The sequence below is a fragment of the Streptomyces sp. WAC03905 genome (assembly GCF_057371075.1).
Genome location: NZ_JBXYDZ010000003.1, coordinates 2,227,987 through 2,244,781, shown reverse-complemented (window position 1 = coordinate 2,244,781; position 16,795 = coordinate 2,227,987). Strand labels below are relative to the sequence as shown.

Annotated in this window: 16 protein-coding genes; 12 read left to right on the top strand and 4 right to left on the bottom strand. The window is 73.2% G+C overall.

The window, feature by feature from the left end; all coding sequences use genetic code 11:
• Positions 1-57 precede the first annotated feature (57 nt).
• The 5 genes from AC2RP6_RS12460 to AC2RP6_RS12440 all read left to right on the top strand — a co-directional run bounded on the left by AC2RP6_RS12460 (position 58) and on the right by AC2RP6_RS12440 (position 5,132).
• Positions 58-894, top strand: coding sequence for an arylamine N-acetyltransferase family protein (locus tag AC2RP6_RS12460; protein ID WP_486446302.1), 837 nt, complete (start codon positions 58-60; stop codon positions 892-894).
• A gap of 33 nt (positions 895-927) precedes the next feature.
• The gene (locus tag AC2RP6_RS12455; protein WP_030650343.1) at positions 928-1,533 is read left to right on the top strand and encodes a YdbC family protein; all 606 of its coding nucleotides are present in this window, start codon (positions 928-930) and stop codon (positions 1,531-1,533) included.
• A gap of 72 nt (positions 1,534-1,605) precedes the next feature.
• A complete protein-coding gene (locus AC2RP6_RS12450) occupies positions 1,606-2,265 on the top strand; it encodes a histidine phosphatase family protein (RefSeq protein WP_486446301.1) in 660 nt (219 codons plus the stop codon).
• A gap of 11 nt (positions 2,266-2,276) precedes the next feature.
• Positions 2,277-3,191, top strand: coding sequence for an ADP-ribosylglycohydrolase family protein (locus AC2RP6_RS12445; protein WP_486446300.1), 915 nt, complete (start codon positions 2,277-2,279; stop codon positions 3,189-3,191).
• A gap of 174 nt (positions 3,192-3,365) precedes the next feature.
• Positions 3,366-5,132 carry a DUF4153 domain-containing protein gene (locus tag AC2RP6_RS12440; protein ID WP_486446299.1) on the top strand — a complete coding sequence of 589 codons (1,767 nt, stop codon included), beginning with the start codon at positions 3,366-3,368 and terminating at the stop codon, positions 5,130-5,132.
• Between the two features lie 79 nt (positions 5,133-5,211).
• Here AC2RP6_RS12440 and AC2RP6_RS12435 read toward each other — a convergent pair whose 3' ends face one another.
• A complete protein-coding gene (locus AC2RP6_RS12435) occupies positions 5,212-6,765 on the bottom strand; it encodes an MFS transporter (RefSeq protein WP_486446298.1) in 1,554 nt (517 codons plus the stop codon).
• A gap of 144 nt (positions 6,766-6,909) precedes the next feature.
• On the opposite strand from AC2RP6_RS12435, the gene AC2RP6_RS12430 reads away from it, so the two are divergent.
• The 3 genes from AC2RP6_RS12430 (at position 6,910) to AC2RP6_RS12420 (ending at position 9,036) form a co-directional block, all read left to right on the top strand.
• Positions 6,910-7,512 carry a TetR/AcrR family transcriptional regulator gene (locus AC2RP6_RS12430; protein WP_486446297.1) on the top strand — a complete coding sequence of 201 codons (603 nt, stop codon included), beginning with the start codon at positions 6,910-6,912 and terminating at the stop codon, positions 7,510-7,512.
• A 115-nt stretch (positions 7,513-7,627) separates the two neighbouring features.
• Complete coding sequence (locus AC2RP6_RS12425) at positions 7,628-8,338, top strand: ribonuclease HII (RefSeq protein ID WP_486446296.1); 711 nt, start codon at positions 7,628-7,630, stop codon at positions 8,336-8,338.
• Positions 8,339-8,397: 59 nt separating this feature from the next.
• A complete protein-coding gene (locus tag AC2RP6_RS12420; RefSeq protein WP_486446295.1) occupies positions 8,398-9,036 on the top strand; it encodes a hypothetical protein in 639 nt (212 codons plus the stop codon).
• Positions 9,037-9,249: 213 nt separating this feature from the next.
• Here the strand turns inward: AC2RP6_RS12420 and AC2RP6_RS12415 are convergent, their stop codons facing one another.
• Entirely contained in the window at positions 9,250-9,879 is a 630-nt protein-coding gene (locus tag AC2RP6_RS12415; RefSeq protein ID WP_486446294.1) for a hypothetical protein, read from the bottom strand.
• A gap of 302 nt (positions 9,880-10,181) precedes the next feature.
• Here AC2RP6_RS12415 and AC2RP6_RS12410 point away from each other — a divergent pair, with 302 nt between their 5' ends.
• From AC2RP6_RS12410 to AC2RP6_RS12395, 4 genes are all read left to right on the top strand, one after another.
• Positions 10,182-12,341, top strand: a complete 2,160-nt coding sequence (locus AC2RP6_RS12410; RefSeq protein WP_486446293.1) for a RecQ family ATP-dependent DNA helicase — start codon at positions 10,182-10,184, stop codon at positions 12,339-12,341.
• Between the two features lie 180 nt (positions 12,342-12,521).
• Complete coding sequence (locus AC2RP6_RS12405) at positions 12,522-13,715, top strand: serine hydrolase domain-containing protein (protein ID WP_486446292.1); 1,194 nt, start codon at positions 12,522-12,524, stop codon at positions 13,713-13,715.
• A gap of 110 nt (positions 13,716-13,825) precedes the next feature.
• The gene (locus AC2RP6_RS12400) at positions 13,826-14,641 is read left to right on the top strand and encodes an SDR family NAD(P)-dependent oxidoreductase (RefSeq protein ID WP_486446291.1); all 816 of its coding nucleotides are present in this window, start codon (positions 13,826-13,828) and stop codon (positions 14,639-14,641) included.
• 71 nt (positions 14,642-14,712) lie between these two features.
• A complete protein-coding gene (locus AC2RP6_RS12395) occupies positions 14,713-15,465 on the top strand; it encodes a TylF/MycF family methyltransferase (protein ID WP_486446290.1) in 753 nt (250 codons plus the stop codon).
• 106 nt (positions 15,466-15,571) lie between these two features.
• Here AC2RP6_RS12395 and AC2RP6_RS12390 read toward each other — a convergent pair whose 3' ends face one another.
• Together AC2RP6_RS12390 and AC2RP6_RS12385 are read right to left on the bottom strand one after the other, a co-directional pair.
• Entirely contained in the window at positions 15,572-16,504 is a 933-nt protein-coding gene (locus tag AC2RP6_RS12390; protein ID WP_486446289.1) for an aromatase/cyclase, read from the bottom strand.
• Between the two features lie 3 nt (positions 16,505-16,507).
• Positions 16,508-16,765 (bottom strand): acyl carrier protein, encoded by a 258-nt coding sequence (locus AC2RP6_RS12385; RefSeq protein WP_486446288.1) that lies wholly within the window; start codon positions 16,763-16,765, stop codon positions 16,508-16,510.
• Positions 16,766-16,795: the final 30 nt, after the last annotated feature.

Here is a 16,795-nt window from a genome sequence, read left to right as displayed (position 1 = left end):
GATTTCCTCGGGCGTGCGACGCCGGACGGCGGCGGGGAACAAGGGGGAACGGGGACCATGTGGAGCGGTGAAGAGCTGGACCTGGACGCGTACCTGACGCGGATCGGGCTCGGAGACGGTTCCGGGATGGGGGAACTCCGGCCCGACCTCCCCACGTTGTACGCAGTGCACCGGGCCCACACCGCCGCCATCACCTTCGAGAGCTTGGACGTCCTGCTCGGCCGCCCCGTCGCGCTGGACGTTCCGTCGATCGAGGCGAAGCTCGTGCACGGCCGCCGCGGCGGCTACTGCTACGAGCAGAACTCGCTGCTGGCCGCCGCCCTGGAGCGGATCGGCTTCGAGGTCACCGGGCGCGGAGCCCGCAACCGCACCCGCGGGGACGCGCTGCTCGCGGTGACCCATGCGGTCCTCGTCGTGACCGTCGACGGTGAGGAATGGCTGTGCGACGCCGGCTTCGGCCACCAGGGGCCGCGCGAGCCGGTTCCACTGGCGTGCCCCGGTGCCGAGGTGGAACAGGGGAAGTGGACGTACCGCATCCGCGAGGAGGCGGCCGGGGTCCTCGCGCTGTGCCTGCGGCGCGGGGAGACCTGGCGGGACCTCTACGCCTTCTCCCCACAGCACTACCACCCCGTCGACTACGTCGTGCTCAACCACTACAGCTCGGGTCACCCCCGCTCCTCCTTCGTCGGGAGGCTGATCGTCCAGCGCCCCGGCGACGACGTCCGCCGGGCGCTCGTCGGGCGGGAGCTGACCACCCTGCACCCCGACGGGAAGACCGGGACGCGCCTCGTCGAACCGGACGAACTGCTCGTCGTGCTCGACCGGGAGTTCGGTCTTCGGCTGCCCGATCGGGACGCGGCGGAACTGGTGGGGATGTACCGCGCCGAGGACTGACCGGGGCCGCGTCCCGGCCCGTACGATGGCGCCGTGCTGGTCAAGTGGATTCGCTGCACGGTGACGGACCGACGCGGGTTCGAGCGCGGGCAGCGAAAATGGGCGGGGCTGCCGGGCGAGCCGGGCTTCCGGGGGCAGGGCGGCGGCTGGAGCAGGGGCCGGCAGGGGGTCGCGCACGTCTTCGCGTTCTGGGAGAGCCGGTCCTTCTACGACTCCTTCATGGCACGCTCCCACGACAGACTGGCCGCCGCCCAGCACGGCACCTACACCGACCTGCGGGTGACCCTCTTCGACCACCGCTTCGACGTGAAGACCGGCTTCGAGCCGCGCTTCACCGACGCCGACGTGGTCCGGGTCGCCCACACCCGGGTGCGCGAGGGCCGGGTCGACCACTTCGCCCTCATGCAGGAGAAGGTGTGGAACCCGGCCATGGCGGGGTCGCCCGGGATGATCCGGGGCCTCTTCGGAGAGGCCCCCGGCCGGGAGTTCCTGGTGCTCTCCATGTGGCACGCCGCCGCCGAGCACGGCAAGTACCGGCAGGAACGGGTCGAGCGGCTGTCCCTGCGCGCCCAGATCCAGGCGGACGTGGAGGCCCTCACCGGGGACGTCGTCGACCTCGAACCGTCCTGGACGGTGTGACCGTATGACGATCGCCAGGCCGACCGGCGTGCCCGGTCGGCCGGCCCGGTCGTGGCCGAATAGGGTCGTGGGATGGTTCGACCACGGCGCATCGTCCTTGTCCGACACGGGGAATCGGAGGGAAACGCCGACGACTCGGTGTACGAGAGGGAACCCGACCACGCCCTGCGGCTGACCCGGAACGGCCGTGAGCAGGCCGCGGCGGCGGGCGTCCGGCTGCGCGAGATCTTCGGCAACGAGACCATCAGCGCCTACGTCTCCCCGTACCGCCGGACCCTCCAGACCTTCCGCGAACTCGGGCTCGATCCCACCCGGGTCCGGATGCGGGAGGAGCCGCGACTGCGCGAGCAGGACTGGGGGAACTGGCAGGACCGGGCGGACGTCAAGCTCCAGAAGGCCTACCGGGACGCCTACGGGCACTTCTTCTACCGCTTCGCGCAGGGCGAGTCCGGGGCCGACGTGTACGACCGGGTCGGATCCTTCCTGGAAAGCCTCTACCGCAGCTTCGAAGCCCCGGACCATCCGCAGAACGTGCTGCTGGTGACGCACGGACTGACGATGCGGCTGTTCTGCATGCGCTGGTTCCACTGGTCGGTGGCCGAATTCGAGGCCCTGTCCAATCCGGGGAACGGTGATTTCCGGATGCTCCTGCTGGGTCCCGACGGCCGGTACCGGATGGACCGCCCGTTTGAGCGGTGGACCACACCGGAGCCTTATGACCTGGACGGCTAGAGTGACCCGCGATGACGCCTGACTCCACTCCCGAACGGCGCTACGCGCGCGCCATGGCCAGCCTCCGCGGGCTGGCGCTGGGTGATGCCCTCGGCTCCCAGTACTTCGTCCCCGTGAACTACCCGCTGCTCAAGCGGCGCGAGGTGCCCACCGGCACCCGGACCTGGCAGTGGACCGACGACACCGAGATGGCCTGCTCGGTGGTGGCCGTGCTCGCCGGACACGGGCGGATCGACCAGGACGCCCTCGCGATGTCCTTCGCCCGGCACCACGATTTCGACCGGGGCTACGGGCCCGCGGTGAACCGGATGCTGCGTCTGGTGCGGGAGGGCGAGGACTGGCGCACGCTGGCGGCCGAACTGTTCAACGGGCAGGGCTCGTGGGGCAACGGCGCCGCCATGCGCATCGCACCACTCGGTGCCTGGTACGCCGACGACCCGGAGCAGGCCACGCACCAGGCGGAGATCTCCGCCTACACGACCCACCAGCACCGCGAGGCCGTGTGCGGGGCGATGGCCGTCGCGGCCGCGGCCGCGTTGGCCGCCGGTACCGACGCCCCGCCGAAGGCGGCCGACCTGCTCGACGGAGTGATCGCGCTCGTGCCCCGCAGCGCGGTCGGGGCCGGGCTGCGGCGGGCCCGGGACATGCTGGACTACGGCGACGCGACGACCGTCGCGGCGGTGCTCGGCTGCGGGCGCCGCACGAGCGCCCACGACACCGTGCCGTTCGCCCTGTGGTCGGCGGCGCGGGCCCTGGACGACTACGAGCGGGCGTTCTGGACCACCGCACAGGTCGGCGGGGACGTCGACACGACCTGCGCCATCGTGGGCGGGGTCCTGGGCGCGCGGGGGGACGCGGTGCTGCCGGCCGCGTGGCTGGCCCGCACCGAGGCGCTGCCGGCCTGGCTGCCGGAGACGGCTGCCTGACTCCCGGTGGTCCGCGGGCGCGACGATCCGCGGGCGCGACGGTCCGCGTCCGATTGTCACGGTCCTGCCACAGCACGCTTTTGATCCTGTTCAAAACACTGTGATCGCTGCCTACCCTGTCCCCCTCGCCGCCCCGATCTGAACGCCGGGGCGGCCGACAGGGGAGGGGACCCGATGTCAGAGAACACCGGCGGGGCGAACGAAGCCCGGCCCGAGGCGGCGGCGAACGCGGAGGCCGCGACGGGGGATTCGCCCTCGGGCCCGGCCCCGGCCCCGTCGTCGGCTCCGGTCCCGTCTTCGGCTGCGGCCGACAGCCCGCCCGCCGACGCGAGCCCGCCCGCCGACGCGACCCGGCCCCGGCCCGGCGCACACGCCGGCAGCCCGGGCTGGCAGCCGCACCACCACCCGATGCAACCGCGTCCCTGGGGACCGCCGTCCCCGAGGCCACCCGCGAAGCCCTCCTGGGCCACGCTGGTGCGCCCCGCCGAAGCCGCCCCCGTGCGGACCGCGGCCCTCGTCGCCGTGCTCGCCTCCGGCCTCGCCGCCGCGCTGCTCCTCGCCGACGGGATGGGCCCCGGCCTGCTGCTCGCCGTGGTGCCCGCCGCCGTCGCCGCGTACGTCGCCGCCCGCGCGGCCGGACGTACCGCCCGGCCGTGGACCCTCGTCTGGGTGCTCGGCTGCCTCGCGCTCCTCGTCGTACCCGCCCTGCGCGACTCCGCGTGGCCGGCCACCCTCGCGATCCTGGCCGCCGTACTGCTGGGCGCGCTCGCCCTGCACGGCAGCCGCAGCTGGCCCGGGGTCTTCCTCAGCCCGCTAGGCTTCGCCGATTCCGCGGTGTCCGGCACGGCCTGGATGCTCAAGGGGCTGCGCTCGCGCGGCGGGATCGGCAAGGACCGCTGGCTGCCCGTCGCCAAGGCGGCCGCCGTGGCCGTGGGCCTGCTGGTGCTCTTCGGCGCGCTGTTCGCCTCCGCCGATGCGGCGTTCGCCGATCTCCTGGGCGGCCTGATACCCGACGTGTCGGTCGAGGACGGCCCCGTCCGCTTCATGCTCTTCGTCCTCGGCGCGGCCGTCGCGATCGCGGTGGCCCGCACCGCCGCCGCCCCGCTGCGCTGGGACCGGATCGAGATCACTCCGGGCACGCCGCGCTCCCGGGTCGAATGGGCCCTTCCGCTCGTCGTGCTCAACCTGCTCTTCGCCGGGTTCAACGCCGTTCAGCTGGCCGTCCTGTTCGGCGGCTACGACAAGGTCCTGGAGAGCACCGGCCTCACCTACGCGGAGTACGCGCGGCAGGGGTTCTGGCAACTGCTCTGGGCCACCCTGCTCACCCTCGTGGTGATCGCGCTCGCCCTGCGCTGGGCGCCGCGCTCCGGGGCCGGGGACCGCCGCATGGTCCGGGTGGTCCTCGGCATCCTGTGCGCGCTGACGCTCGTCGTGGTCGCGGCCGCGCTGCGCCGCATGGACCTCTACGTGGACGCGTACGGTTTGACCAGGCTGCGTGTCTCGGTGGCCGCGATGGAGCTCTGGCTCGGGCTGGTCATCGTTCTGATCATGGCGGCCGGGGTGTTCGGCGCGCGCTGGCTGCCCCGCGCGGTCGCCGGCAGCGCGGCGGCCGCGGTCCTGGCCTTCGGGCTGCTGTCCCCGGACGGGATGGTCGCCGAGCGGAACGTGGCCCGCTTCGAGAAGGACCAGAAGATCGACCTGGCCTACTTCCAGTCCCTGTCGGCGGACGCCGTCCCCGCGCTGGACCGGCTGCCGGAGCCCCAGCGCTCCTGCGCCCTGCGCGGGATCAACGACGACATGGCCGAGGCCGGCGACGTCCCCTGGTACGCGATGAGCCTGGGCGAACGCCGGGCCCGGGAGATCCTGCGCGAGCGACCGGTGACGGCGTCGTACGAGGTCTGCTCCCGCATGGGCGCCTTCGGCAGCCGTACCGAGTACTAGGGGATGTGACACCGGAAGCCGACGGGGCCGGGTGCGGGGATCTCCCCGCGCCCGGCCCGCGCGTCCGCGGGGCGGCCGGTCAGGCGGCCGGGCCGGCCTTCGCGGCGGCGCCGGCCAGGGCGTCCAGGTCGCTCCGGCGCACCCGGATCACCAGCAGGGCGGTGGCCAGGGCCAGACCGGCCATCGCCACGGCGGCCGTGAACGAGGTGGAGATGCCCTGGGCCAGGACCAGGTCCCCCCAGGGGTCGGGAAGCCGGCCGGTCTGCTGGAAGGCGGCGGCCGCCGCGGGATCCGCCTGGGCCAGGAAGGCGGGGACCTGCTGGGTGGCTTCCTCGCGGCTGGCCGTGCCGAAGACGGTGACCAGGATCGACAGGCCGAGCGAGCCGCCCACCTGCTGGCTGGCGTTCAGCAGGCCCGAGGCGGCGCCGGCCTCCTTCGGGTCCACCCCCGAGACGGCCGTCAGGGTCAGCGTCACGAAGTTCAGGCCCATGCCGAAGCCGAACAGCAGCATCGGTCCGAGCACCCCGGAGAGGTAGGTGCTGTCGGTCCGCAGGAGGGTCAGCCAGGCCAGTCCGGCGCCGGTGAGCGCCGAGCCGAGGACCATGAAGGGCTTGGGGCCGAAGCGCGGCAGGAAGCGCTGCGACAGACCGGCGGCGGTGACGATGGCGACCGTGACGGGCAGGAAGCCCAGGCCCGACCGGATCGGGGAGAAGCCCAGCACGTTCTGTACGAACTGGACGATGAAGAAGAACATCCCGAACATCGCCGCGGCGAGGCCCAGCATGATCACGTACGTGCCGGTGCGGTTGCGGTCGGCGAACATGCGCAGCGGGATGATCGGTTCGCGGGCCCGCGACTCGATGATGACGAAGAGCGCCAGCAGGACCAGGGCCGCGGCGAACGAACCGAGGGTGAGCCGGTCGCGCCAGCCCTCCTCGGAGGCGCGGATGAAGCCGTAGACGAGCGAGGCCATGCCGCCGGTGGAGGTGAGGGCTCCGGCGATGTCGAACCGGCCGGGGTGGCGCTCGGACTCGCTGATGTAGAGCGGGGTGAGCACCGCGATCAGCACGCCGATCGGCACGTTGACGAAGAGGACCCAGCGCCAGTCGAGCCATTCGGTCAGCATGCCGCCCGTCAGCAGGCCGATCGCGCCACCACCTGCGGAGACCGCGGCGAACACACCGAACGCCCGGTTCCGCTCGGGCCCTTCGGCGAAGGTCGTCGTGATCAGGGCGAGCGAGGTCGGGGAGGCGATCGCGCCGCCGACGCCCTGGAGCGCACGGGCGGCGAGCAGCTGCCACGGCTCCTGGGCGAAGCCGCCGAGGAGGGAGGCCAGGGTGAAGAGCAGGATGCCGGCGAGGAAGACGCGGCGCCGGCCGAGGATGTCGCCGGCCCGGCCGCCGAGCAGGAGCAGGCCGCCGAAGGTGAGGGTGTAGGCGCTGAGCACCCAGGAGAGGTCGGTGGTGCTGAAGTCGAGTGCGGTCTGGATGTGCGGGAGCGCGATGTTCACGATGGTCGCGTCGAGGACGACCATGAGCTGGCAGGCGGCGATGACGGCGAGCGCCACGCCGGGGCGTCCCTCCCGGCGCGCCGCGCCGGGTATCCGGGGCGCGGCGAGTTGAGAGCTTGTCACTGAGGATCCCCCCCCCAAAGTGAAATAGTGAACGTCGTCGTTCACTACGGGGCCCACGGTAGGAGCCCGGTGTTAGTGAACGCAAGCGTTCACTAAGGCTGGAATTGTGTGCGGCGGTGTCCCGCGCCGGTGGGAGGTGGGGAGATGGTGGAGTCGCGCTGGTCATCGGCGGCGTCGGGGCGCAGGCGGGGTCCCGAACTCGAACGGGCGATTCTGGAAGCGGCGTTGGAGCAACTGGGCACGGTCGGCTGGAACGCACTCACCATGGAGGGCGTCGCCGCCGGCGCGCAGACGGGCAAGGCCGCGCTCTACCGGCGCTGGCCCTCGAAGGCGGACCTCGTGGCCGACGCGTTGCGCTCCGGTCTGCCGCGGATCGGTGAGATTCCCGACTCCGGCTCGATCCGCGAGGACCTCTGCCTGCTGTGCGTGCGCACGCGGGAGGTCATGTACTCGCGCGCCGGCCGGGCCCTGTGGTCGGTGCTTCACGAATGCGATCACGCGACGGCGGAGCGCTTCCACGGGGTGATCTGGTCCGGGCTGCAGGAACCCGCCCAGCGTCTGATCAGGGAGCTTGTGCTGCGCGGAATCGAGCGGGGCGACGTGCGACCGGACGCCACTGGTCCGTTTGTCGTGGATGTCGTCCCGGCGATGCTGATGTACCGCGCCAAGGTGTGCGGGAGCGAATGGGGGGACGCGGACATCGCGGCGTTGATCGACGAGGTGATGGTGCCGCTGCTCAGGGTGTGAGACGGGGAGGGGCGGCCGCGGGCGGCGTCGGAGGGGCTCCGCGGCCGCTCGCCGGCCCGTCGGACCCGGGCGGGGGTGTGCAGTGGGCCCGGGGCGGCGTACCCTTGCTGGCGCCATGCCGTACGAAGCACCCACCCACACCGTCGAGCGCTCCCTCCGTGCAACCACCGGCGCCAAGGTCATCGCCGGGGTCGACGAAGTCGGACGAGGGGCCTGGGCCGGTCCCGTCACCGTGTGCGCGGCGATCACGGGCCTGCGCCGGCCGCCCGCCGGGCTCACCGACTCCAAACTGCTCACCCCCAAGCGACGCGACGCCCTGCTCGACGTCCTGGAGGACTGGGTCACCGCGTACGCGCTGGGGCACTCCACGCCCGAGGAGATCGACGAGCTCGGGATGACGGCCGCCCTGCGGCTCGCGGCGGAGCGCGCCCTGGGCGCCCTGCCGGTGCGGCCCGACGCGGTCATACTCGACGGCAAGCACGACTATCTCGGCCGGCCCTGGCAGGTCCGTACGGTGATCAAGGGCGACCAGTCCTGCATCGCCGTCTCCGCGGCGTCGGTCATCGCGAAGGTCCGCCGCGACCGCATGATGGCCGAACTCGGCGAACGGGGCGGCGGGATCGAGGACTTCGCCTTCGCCGCCAACGCCGGATACCCCTCGCCCGTCCACCGCGCGGCCCTGGAGGAGCGGGGGCCCACCCCCTACCACCGGCTTTCGTGGTCGTACCTCGACGCGCTGCCCCGATGGCGCCACCTGAAGAAGGTGCGCCGCAGCGAAGAGGCGATGGAGATGGAAAACGGAGGCCAACTCGGCTTCGATTTCTGATCGCACCCATGTGCCACCGGCCGGTACGTTTCGTACCGGTGTTTGATAGACATCAACTCATGCCTCTCACCCCCGCCATCGAGGAGCCTCAGATTCACGAGAGTGCCCAGGGTCCCCGCGTCACGCCGGCCGCGAGCCGTACCGCGCAGACCCCCCGCCCCGTACCTGGTCCGCGTCCCGCCGCAGTCCCGCGGCCCGGCCGCCCCGGTCCCGCCCGGCCCGCACCCCCCGCGCAGCGCGCGGCGCAGGCCACCGCCGGACCCGTCCCCGCAGCCCCCGCCCCCACCGCACCGTCCGTCTCGGCGGCGGTGCCGCAGATCCAGCTGATCCCGGCGTCCGCCGAGGGCGCGCTGGACGCGGCCGAAGAGGCCGTGGACCTGCTGCTCGACACCGGGCGCGCGCCCGGCGACATCCTGGTGCTCACCACCGGCGACCCGCACCCCTGGGCCGCCCACGAGCTGTCCTTCGGCGAGGCCGCCTACTGGGCCCTGCACGACGCCGGCGACGACGTCTTCTACGCGGACGCGGCGCAGGTCCAGCGTGCCGCCGGCCGTCCCGTCGTGGTCTTCGCGGCCAACGGCGGACCGGTCGACACCGTCGCGGGCTCCCTGCCGGTCGCGCTCACCCGGGCGGGTGCGCTGCTGATCGTGTGCGGTGACCCGCAGCAGATCAACTCCGTGCTGGGTGCGGGCGTCTGACGCCCTGTACCCCGGCGCGGGCGAAGGGGCGGGGCGGGCGCTGAGCCGGCCCCGCTGAAGCCCGGGCCGTGGGCCGAGCCGTCGTCCGAGCCCGACGCCCACGCCCGAGCCGACGCCCGCCAGGGAGCCCGACGCCTGATCCGCCGTACGCCCGGTCCCGGGTGTACGGCCGTGAGGCCTGCCCGCGAGCCGGCCGCGCGCCGCGTGCGGCCGTCAGCGGGCGGCGGTCCGGCGCAGGGCCTCGACGGAGCCGCCGCCGGTGTGCAGGGCGACCGGTGCGAATTCGGCCACGGTGTCCCCGAGGCGCTGGGGCCGCGAGTCCGAGCTGGGCCGCCGGCCACCACGGTCCTCGCCCAGCACCTGCCATCCGTCACGGGTCAGGGTGATGTACGCGCCGCAGCGCAGCCCGTGCAGGGTGCAGGCGTCCCGCAGGCCCCACATCCAGGCGCCGTCCTCCGGGGTCCAGCGCTCGTCGCCCTCGCGGCAGTACAGCAGCACGGCCGTCCGTACGGGGGTGCGTCGCCGCAGGTCGTGCGGGAGCACCCGGCGCAGCCGGGACAGCAGGGCGTTGCGGTACTCCCAGCCGTCGGCCGACGCCGAGCGCTGCACGAAGGAGGCGCTCGCCACCAGCTGCTCCTCCGGGCCGAGGACGGCGATCACCGCGGTCGAGGGCACCGGGCCGTGCCGGGAGTGCAGGCCGCTGACCACCTCGCGCGGATTGCGCAGCAGGGGGATGCCCGCGGACGTCCACTCGGACGGTTCCAGCAGTCGGCCGTGCCGGCTCGCGCCGCCGGTGGCCGTGGAGAGGGACGATGTCGAAGGCGGCGTGAATCCGAAGGTCACGTTCCTCCCTTCGGGTACACGCCCGCGGACGGGCACGGCTGGAGTCGGGGCGCGCCGCAGCGCGGCCCAGGAGGGTGCCGAGGAGCCGAGCGGGAGCACTCCGATTCTCGCGTGGCTTCCGAGCATGCGGCAACGAGCAATTGACGCCGCCGACCGGAATTCGCCGGTATGCCGTTCATATCCTTGCCCCGCCACGCCGAGAATGACGCATCCGGTCTCCCGCGGACCGTCGGCACCAGCGAGAACGCCGTCTCCGCGGGGTGAAGTGGCCGAGTGTCGTAGCCATCGGGTTGCATGGGGGCATGGACAACCAGGAGCTGCGCACCGAAGCCGACACGATCCTCGCCGAGCTGGTCGGCGACCCCGGGGGCTCGGCGCGGCTGCGCGAGGACCAGTGGCAGGCGGTGGCGGCCCTGGTCCGAGACCGCCGCCGGGCACTGGTGGTGCAGCGCACCGGCTGGGGGAAGTCGGCCGTGTACTTCGTCGCCACCGCCCTGCTGCGCCGCCGGGGCTCCGGCCCCACGGTGATCATCTCCCCGCTGCTGGCGCTGATGCGCAACCAGGTCGAGTCGGCTGCACGGGCCGGGATCCGGGCGCGCACCATCAACTCCGCCAACCCGGAGGAGTGGGACACCATTTACCGGGAGGTGGAGCACGGCGAGACCGACGTGCTCCTCGTCAGCCCGGAACGGCTCAACTCCGTGGACTTCCGCGAACAGGTGCTGCCCAAGCTGGCGGCCACGACCGGTCTCCTGGTGGTCGACGAGGCCCACTGCATCTCCGACTGGGGGCACGACTTCCGCCCCGACTACCGCCGGCTGCGGGCCATGCTGGCCGAGCTCGCCCCCGGTGTGCCCGTGCTGGCCACCACGGCGACCGCCAACGCGCGGGTCACGGCGGACGTGGCCGAGCAGCTGGGCACCGGCGCCGGGGAGGCCCTGGTGCTGCGCGGACCGCTGGAGCGCGAGAGCCTGCGGCTGGGCGTGGTCCGGCTGCCGGACGCCGCCCACCGGCTGGCCTGGCTCGCCGAGCACCTCGACGACCTGCCGGGCTCCGGGATCGTCTACGCCCTCACGGTCGCCGCGGCCGAGGAGGCCACCGCCTTCCTGCGCCAGCGCGGTTTCAAGGTGGCCCCGTACACGGGCCGTACGGAGAACGCCGACCGGCTGCAGGCGGAGACCGACCTGCAGGAGAACCGGGTCAAGGCCCTGGTGGCGACGTCCGCGCTGGGCATGGGCTTCGACAAGCCGGACCTCGGTTTCGTGGTCCACCTCGGCTCGCCGTCCTCGCCGATCGCCTACTACCAGCAGGTGGGCCGCGCCGGCCGCGGCGTCGAGCACGCCGACGTACTGCTGCTGCCCGGCAAGGAGGACGAGGCCATCTGGCGTTACTTCGCCGACACCGCCTTCCCCCCGGAGGCGCAGGTCCGCCAGACCCTCGCGGCCCTCGACGACGCCGGACGGCCCCTGTCCGTACCCGCGCTGGAAGCGGCGGTGGACCTGCGCCGCACCCGGCTGGAGACCATGCTGAAGGTCCTCGACGTGGACGGCGCGGTCAAGCGCGTCAAGGGCGGCTGGTCCTCCACCGGCCGGCAATGGACCTACGACTCCGAGCGGTACGCGTGGGTCGCCCGGCAGCGCGCCGCCGAACAGCAGGCCATGCGCGACTACGTCAGCACGACGGGGTGCCGCATGGAGTTCCTGCGCCGGCAGCTCGACGACGAGGGGGCCGCCCCGTGCGGCCGCTGCGACAACTGCGCGGGTCCGTGGGCGGACTCCGCCGTCTCGGCGGAGATGCTGACCGGGGCGGCGAAGGAGCTGGACCGCCCGGGCGTGGAGGTCGAACCGCGCCGCATGTGGCCCACCGGGATGCCGGCCCTCGGGGTCGACCTCAAGGGGCGGATCCCCGCCGGCGAGCAGTGTTCCACCGGCCGTGCCCTCGGGCGGCTCTCGGACATCGGCTGGGGCAACCGGCTGCGCCCCCTCCTGGCGGACAACGCGCCCGACGTGCAGGTCCCCGAGGACGTCCTGAACGCCGCGGTGGCCGTCCTCGCCGACTGGGCCCGTTCGCCCGGCGGTTGGGCGCCGAACGTCGCCGACGCCTCCGCCCGGCCGGTCGGAGTCGTCGCCGTCCCCTCCCTGACCCGCCCGCAGCTGGTCGAATCCCTGGCCCAGGGGATCGCGGCCATCGGGCGGCTGCCGTTCCTCGGCACCCTGTCCTACACCGGGCCGGGCGGAGCGCACGCCGCACGCCGCAGCAACTCCGCCCAGCGGCTGCGGGCGCTGTCCGACGCGTTCGCCGTGCCCGAGGACCTGGCAGGGGCGCTCGCCGGCGCTTCCGGCCCGGTCCTGCTCGTGGACGACCGCACCGACTCCGGCTGGACCCTCGCGGTCGCCGCCCGTCTGCTCCGGCGGGCGGGCGCCGACCAGGTCCTCCCCCTGGTCCTCGCCTCGGCGGGCTGACCGCCGTCGGGAGCGCGGCCCCAGCCGTCCCGCCCCTTCCTCCCCTTCCGCGCCTCCCGCCGCGTCCTCCACGCCCTTCCCGTCCGCCGCTCGAGCAGGGCCCGAGCGGCGGTTCGTAGAGAGACGGCAGTCGGCCGTCAGGAAGGAGGGCCGCTCTCCCGGTGCGAAGGACGGAACACAGTGCACGAGTACCCCCAGGCAGGGCTGGCCGCGGACGCGTTCGGCGAGGTGGCGCGGGTCTTCGAGGAGAACTTCGCGGCGGGCGAGGAGGTGGGGGCCGCCGTCGGCGTCTACCACCGGGGCCGCCCGGTGGTGGACCTCCGGGGCGGCTGGGCCGATCCCGAGCGCACCGATCCGTGGCGTTCGGACACGCTCGCGGTGCTCGCCTCCCCGACCAAGGCACTGGTCACCGCTGCCTACCTGCACCTCGCCGACCGGCAACGGCTGGACCTGGACGAGCCGGTCGCCGCGCAGTGGCCGGAGTTCGCCGCCCACGGCAAGGCGGCCGTCACCCCCCGCATGATCCTCACGCAGCGCTCCGGCATCGTCTGCCTGGACCACGCACCGCTCACCCCCTCCGCCCTGCGCGCCCACACGCCGGTGGCCGAGGCATTGGCCGCCGCCCGCCCGGAGTGGGAGCCGGACACCGCGCACGGCTACCACGCCACCACCTACGGGCACCTGCTCAGTGAGCTGATCCGCCGCCGCACCGGCCTCACCGCGGGCCGCTACTTCGCCCGCCACCTGGCGGGGCCCCTCGGCCTCGACGCGTACATCGGACTCCCCGCCGGCACGGACGCCCACCTCGCCACCATGCTGGAGTCGAAGGCGGAGGCGCTGATGGACGGCGCCGACCCGGGAACGGAGCTGGACATGCTCCGGGCGCTCGGCGAACCCGGCTCGCTCACCCACCGGGCCATGATCGGCAGCATGCGGCTGCACGACCCACTGGACCCCTCCGTCGAGGACCCCTCCTACGGAGGTCTCGCCGCGGCAGGCTCGCTGTCCCGGCTGTTCGCCGCCCTGGTCGGCGAGGTCGACGGCACCCGCGTCATCAGCCCCGAACGCACCCGCGAACTGGCCCGCCCCCACTCCCGCGGCACCTGCGAGGTGGTACTGCTGCCCAGCACCTGGGGCCTCGGCTTCATGCTGCCCGACAGCCCGGTCTTCCCCGCCTCCGCCGGACTCGGGCCCCGGGCCTTCGGCTTCGACGGCGCCAACGGCACCTTCGTCTTCGCCGACCCGGACCACGAACTGGCCTTCGCCTACGTCCAGAACGCGGGCTCGCGCACCATCGGCCGCATGAACGACCGGGCCCACCGTCTGGTCGCCGCCGTGTACCGGTCGCTCGGGGAGCGGACCCGCGACGCCTGAGGACGGGCCGTCGCGTCCGCGCTCTAGCGGTTTTCCAGGGACCGTGAAGGACGCTTTGAGCGGCCGCTGCGAGCGTGGCGCCTCCCAGCCGACCCCTACGCGGAGGAAACATGGCCAACGCCAACGCCAACGCCAATGCCCCTGCCCACGCAGACGCGCGCACCGCCCTCGTCACCGGAGCCACCAGCGGCATCGGCCTGGAGATCGCCACCCGGTTGGCCCGCGCCGGCCACCGCGTCTTCCTGGGCGCCCGGACCGCGGAGCGGGTGGAGCACACCGTCGCCGCACTGCGCTCCGATGGGCTGGACGTGGACGGCCGGGCCCTGGACGTGACCGACCGCGAGGACATCACCGCCTTCGTGCGGGCCGCGACCGAGCGCTTCGGCCCGGTGGGGATCCTCGTCAACAACGCGGGCCGTTCCGGCGGCGGCGTGACCCGCGAGGTGCCCGACGAGCTCTGGCTCGACGTCATCAACACCAACCTCAACAGCGTCTTCCTGATGACGAAGGACGTCCTCAACCACGGCGGCATGCTGGAGCAGGGCTGGGGCCGCATCATCAACATCGCCTCCACCGGCGGCAAGCAGGGCGTCCTGCACGGCGCCCCGTACTCGGCCTCCAAGCACGGGGTCGTCGGCTTCTCCAAGTCCCTCGGCCTGGAGCTGGCCCGGACCGGGGTCACCGTCAACGCCGTCTGCCCCGGCTTCGTGGAGACGCCGATGGCCGCCCGGGTCCGTGAGACGTACGCCGGTCTGTGGGACGTCACCGTCGACGAGGCCCATGCCCGCGTCAGCGCCCGCGTGCCGGTCGGCCGGTACGTCCTGCCCGAGGAGGTCGGGGCGATGGTCGACTACCTCGTCGGCCCGGGCGCCGCCTCCGTCACCGCGCAGGCCCTCAACGTCTGCGGCGGCCTGGGCAACTACTGACCGGCCTCCGGCCCACCGCATCCGCCCGCGCCCACGCGCCGCCCGAAGACCCGAAAGGACACCCCCTCCTCATGGAGAACACGGCCGAGCTCTACCTGGACCTGCTGGAAAAGGTCGTCACCAACCTCGTCTACGAGGACGCCCCGATCCCCAACGAGTGGTTCCCCGAGCACGAGTTCCGCCCCGAGAACCGCGAGACCGGCACCGACTGGCCGAGCGTCGCGCACACCATGGTGGGCCTCAAGCGCATCCGCAACATCCGCACCCTCCTCGACCGGGTCGTCGCCGACGGCGTACCCGGTGACTTCATCGAGACCGGCGTCTGGCGCGGCGGCGTCTGCATCTTCGCCCGCGGATACTTCAAGGCCCACGGGATCACCGACCGGACCGTCTGGCTCGCCGACTCCTTCGAGGGCATTCCGGACACCGGCGAGGACGGCCACCCCCTGGACCGGGAGATGGCGCTGCACCGCTGCAACGGCGTCCTCGGAGTCACCGCGGACGCGGTGCGCGAGAACTTCGGCCGCTACGGACTCCTTGACGAGCAGGTCCGCTTCCTCCCGGGCTGGTTCAAGGACACGCTGCCGACCGCTCCCGTCGAGCGCCTCGCGGTGCTGCGCCTCGACGGCGACCTGTACGAGTCCACGCTCGACGCGCTCGACAACCTCTACCCCAAGCTCTCCACCGGCGGTTTCGTCGTGATCGACGACTACTTCATTCCGGCCTGCCGCAAGGCCGTGGACGAATTCCGCGAGAAGCACGGCATCACGGACGCGGTCGAGGCCATCGACGAGTACAGCGTCTTCTGGCGCCGCTCCGCCTGAGCCGACCGGCCCCGCCGGCCGTCGGACCCCGCGCACGCCTTCGGCCTCCAGGATCTCCCAGGATCCTGGAGGCCGAAAGCGTGCTCCGGGGGGCGTGCCGCCGAGGTCAGGCGGCAGCGGTGCGGTCCGCCAGCTCCAGCGTCCTACGGCTGTTCCGGCCGAGTACGTCGCGCAGGTGGCGGCGGGCATCGGCCACCGTGGCCCCCGCACCGAGGACCTCCTCCACGGCGGCGGGGTCGATCACCACCGTGTGCCGGGCCGTGACCCGGGCACCCGTCCCCGCCCCGGCGTCCGTGAACTCCCAGACACCGCTGTGCCCGAGCAGCAGCCGCGGTGGCACCAGCTGCTTGTAGGCGATCCGTTCCCCGGGCCGGCAGACGCGCACCGAGCGGGTGGTGTGCGCCGCTCCGTCCGCGGTGACGGTGTCCATCTCCATCTCCTGCACTCCGGCCGCGTCCTCGGTGAGCTCCACCCGGCCCACGTGGGGGAGCCGCTCGGGCCACAGGTCCGCGCGGTGCACGAACGCATAGGCCTCCTGCGCGGTGCAGTCCAGGCCGACCGTGTCGGAGAAGGACAGGACCAGATCGCCCGCGTCCGCGCCGAGCTCGGCGATGCGGGCCAGAGCCGCCAGCTCCGACGGGCTGTTGCGGTCCAGCGCGGCGTTGATCCATTCCACGGTGTCCGGGTCGTCGCCGACCGCCGTGAAGTCGTGCAGCAGGACGATGTCCGTACCGCCGTCCTCACGCACCTCGAAGATCCATTCGCCGCCCATCGAGGCGATGGGCGCGGCGCTCTCCTCCTGATCGAACCGGATCCGCAGATTCAGCGGGTCCAGGGTGCGGCGCGACACCCAGGTCTTGATCTCGCCCCCCACCGTGGCCCACAGCCGGAACCGCTCCGAGAGCTCGCCGCGCTCCAGGTAGTGCGCGGCGACGCTCGGCTCGAACACGGCCGGCCACCGGCTGACATCGGCGGCGAGGTCGTACAGCGCCTGCGGCGGCGCGGTGGAGGTCAGGGCGTGCCGGGTGTGCCGACGCATGCCTCAGCCCGCCGCGGGGAGGGAGCCGTTGACGGCGTCCAGCAGCTCGCGCGGGGTGGCGACCTTGTCCGGGATCTCCACGCCGTACTCGCGCTGGACCACGGCCGAGGTCTCCAGCAGCGCCAGCGAGTCGTAGCCCAGCTCCGTGAAGGCGGTGTCGAGGATGTCCCCGTCGAGCTGGCCGCCCTCGCTGCCGGCGGATTCCGACAGGATCCGGCGCAGGTCGTCCAGGGTCATCGTGGTGGTGGTCGGGTCGCTCATCGTTCCATCTCCTTGATCGTCACTGTTCGT